At 63.9% G+C, this 2585-nt stretch carries 4 protein-coding genes; all 4 read right to left on the reverse strand.

Annotated elements, in window-relative coordinates:
* Nucleotides 1–179: 179 nt before the first annotated feature.
* Entirely contained in the window at nucleotides 180–1037 is an 858-nt protein-coding gene (locus tag KF885_11645; GenBank protein MBX3049812.1) for an FHA domain-containing protein, read from the reverse strand.
* Nucleotides 1034–1861, reverse strand: coding sequence for a Mov34/MPN/PAD-1 family protein (locus KF885_11650; protein ID MBX3049813.1), 828 nt, complete (start codon nucleotides 1859–1861; stop codon nucleotides 1034–1036). The genes KF885_11645 and KF885_11650 overlap by 4 nt, the downstream gene beginning before the upstream one ends.
* 65 nt (nucleotides 1862–1926) lie before the next feature.
* The gene (locus KF885_11655; GenBank protein ID MBX3049814.1) at nucleotides 1927–2193 is read right to left on the reverse strand and encodes an EsaB/YukD family protein; all 267 of its coding nucleotides are present in this window, start codon (nucleotides 2191–2193) and stop codon (nucleotides 1927–1929) included.
* A 26-nt stretch (nucleotides 2194–2219) separates the two neighbouring features.
* Nucleotides 2220–2585: hypothetical protein (locus KF885_11660; protein MBX3049815.1), on the reverse strand; the 366-nt coding region annotated here is incomplete at its 5' end.

Below are 2585 nucleotides of genomic sequence, written 5' to 3' on the forward strand. Positions count from 1 at the left end.
CGGGTTGCCCTGCGCATCCGTGACGGCAACGAACAAGGTGACGCGCGGGAACTGGCTGGTATCCACCTGGGTGATGCGCACCTGCAAACCCTCCTGGGCCAGCGGGGCAAAAGCCAGGCCGGAGAGCAAGCTGAGTGCAATCAGAATGCTGAGTGTGAAGCGCGGGAGTGTGTGCATGCTTACCTCTTCTCGTGATAGACCAGTTGGGTATTGCCCAGGCGGATGGCCTGCTCGTCCAGCAAACGGGCCTGCTGCACTTTGCGCCCGTTGATGTAGGTACCCTTCTGGCTCATGTCACGGATGTTCATGTGGGTATCGCCACCGGTCAGGATGGCGTGCTGCGGGTCAATATCCGGGTCAGGCAGCACAATGTCTGCCTTGAGGGCGCTGCTGCCCACATAGGCAGTAGGCCCATTGGCGTGAATGAATTTATCCAGCACGAATTCGGTGCCTTTGAGCTTGCCGCTGACCACTTCCAGCCAGGCCCGCGAGAGCAGCAAGACGATGAGGGCGATCAGTGCACCGATAGCCGCGCCCAGCAGGCCGAGGCCAATCGCCTTGCCAATGAGCGCATCGGCAAGGCGGACACGCGCCAGCTCCAGCAGCAGGCCGCCCAGCGCCCCACCCAACAGGCCACCCAGGGCGGGCTTCCACATCTGCGAGCCGCTGCTAAAGCCCAGCCCGGCGCCAATGAAGCCGCCGAACACCGCCCAGCCGACGGCACGCGTCCACGCCTCTCCGCCCAGTAGCTGGAAGGCCCCCTCGGCCAGCGGCAGGCCAATCGCACCGCCCACCAGGCCGAACAGGCCATTTTGCAAACCGGCGCGCAGGGCATAACCGGCGCTGCGCAAGGCTACGCCTTCGCTGGCACCGATCAGCGCTCCAATGCAGAAACCAATCAGGCCGCCCACTACGACCTCACTGAGATAGACGTTTTGCGCAAACGACAGGCCGAGCACATTGCTGACCTGCCAACCGATCAGGCCGCCAATAGCGCCCAACAGGGTGTAGTAATACAAACGCGTGATGCGGCTCATGAATCAGCCTCCGTTTGGGATTTGGATGGTGGTTTTGCAGCCTCGGGTGCTTCGGGCTGCGGTTGGTCAGTCTTTGTCGCTGGCGCCGCAGGAGCGCCGGCCTGCAGAGCTTGCGCTGATGGCTGCGTATCTTCCACGCGCGGCGCGGCGGTGGCGGAGAGCTTGAGGTTGCCCCACTCCACTACGCTCTCAGCGCCGAGCGAGAGCAGCTCGTAGAAGCCGCGGTACTTGCGCGGCGAGAGTTCGCCCGCCTGGCGCACGAACACGCCGCCGTGTTTGGCATGTGGCTCCACCACCAGGGCAATCTGCCACGGCTGCGGGAAGAAGTGATCGTGCAGCCAGGTGTCATAGCCAGAAAGAAAGATGCCCATGCGTGGGTGGGTGTGATACCAACCCACGATGCACTTGTCTTCGTATTGCTCTTCCAGCGCGGAGAGCATGGCCACCTGGCTGTCATGCGTAAAGGTGAGGAAGGTGCTGCCTGAGCGCACCTGTTGGGCGGGCAGCAGTGCTTCCACGATGATGAATTCCGTACCGGCCTGGGGGTCATGGCACCAGCGCCCCGCCAGCCAGCCGCCCACCTCGTTGTCCATGTCGCTGGCGGCATGCACGCGGATGGTCTTGAGCACATCTGGCGAGAAGAACACGGGCAGCGGCGGCCGGGCACTGTCTTCGCCGGCGGCCAGCCAGCGCTGGGCGCGTGCCAGCGGCAGGCGCGCCGACTCGGGCGCGTGCTTGGGGCGCTGGTGTCCAGCGGACTGCCCTGGGGGCTTGTGCGCAGGCTGCCCGCTTGCAGGTTTGGTGTCAGAGGTCTTTGTGCTCATAACGCGGCCTTGTGAGGTGCGTGCCTGAGGGGAAGCAGGCACGCACCCTTCGCAAAGCAGGCTCGTTAGCCCGCGGTGACGTCGGCAGTGATGATGAGACGGTCATCGGCCGGGACGCCCGCGGCTTCCAGGGTCTCATCCTCTTTGAGCTCGCGGCCCAGGGCCTTGCTGTCCAGGCGGTAGCCCATCGGGCGGCCATCGGGGCCGGTGGTGGGCAGCTCCAGCGTAGTGGCCAGCTCGGGAATGAGTTCCTTCACTTCCACATCGTTGGGTACTTCGGCGGTGCGGCTGCCCCCGGAGGGCAGTACTACGGTTACGGGAATGTCAGCCATGTCTCAGTCTCCTTTTGGTAGGCGGGTTACTTCAATTTGATGCGCGGCTTTTGCTTCTGAGCAGGCTGCTTCTTGATGTGCACGCGCTCAGGGCGCAGCAGCTCACGCGTATCCACGGGGAAAAAGTTGGGATGCTTCTTGCGGTAGGCGCGGCTCCAGCGGGCCGCCTCTGCATCCCAGGGAAACGGCGGCTTGGTGGGGTCATCATGAAAGTTCTTGTACTGCACCATCTCGCCGATCATCAGCACCAGGCGGTCCAGCGAGCGGCTGGCCGTCCACCAGGCGGCATCCACGCACACCGTGCCATTGAGGTGGTTGATGTTGGGGTGCCACACCGGCGTGAGCCACTTCATGCCCGGCCAGCGCTGCGGATATTGGTTGTGCAGGTAGAT

This window comes from Anaerolineales bacterium (assembly GCA_019637805.1).
GTDB lineage: Bacteria > Chloroflexota > Anaerolineae > Anaerolineales > UBA11579 > JAMCZK01.

Excerpts from the sequence above, each read along its gene's own strand:
- KF885_11645 (MBX3049812.1), bottom strand. The coding sequence starts at position 1,037 with ATGAGCCGCATCACGCGTTTGTATTACTACACCCTGTTGGGCGCTATT.
- KF885_11650 (MBX3049813.1), bottom strand. The coding sequence starts at position 1,861 with ATGAGCACAAAGACCTCTGACACCAAACCTGCAAGCGGGCAGCCTGCG.
- KF885_11655 (MBX3049814.1), bottom strand. The coding sequence starts at position 2,193 with ATGGCTGACATTCCCGTAACCGTAGTACTGCCCTCCGGGGGCAGCCGC.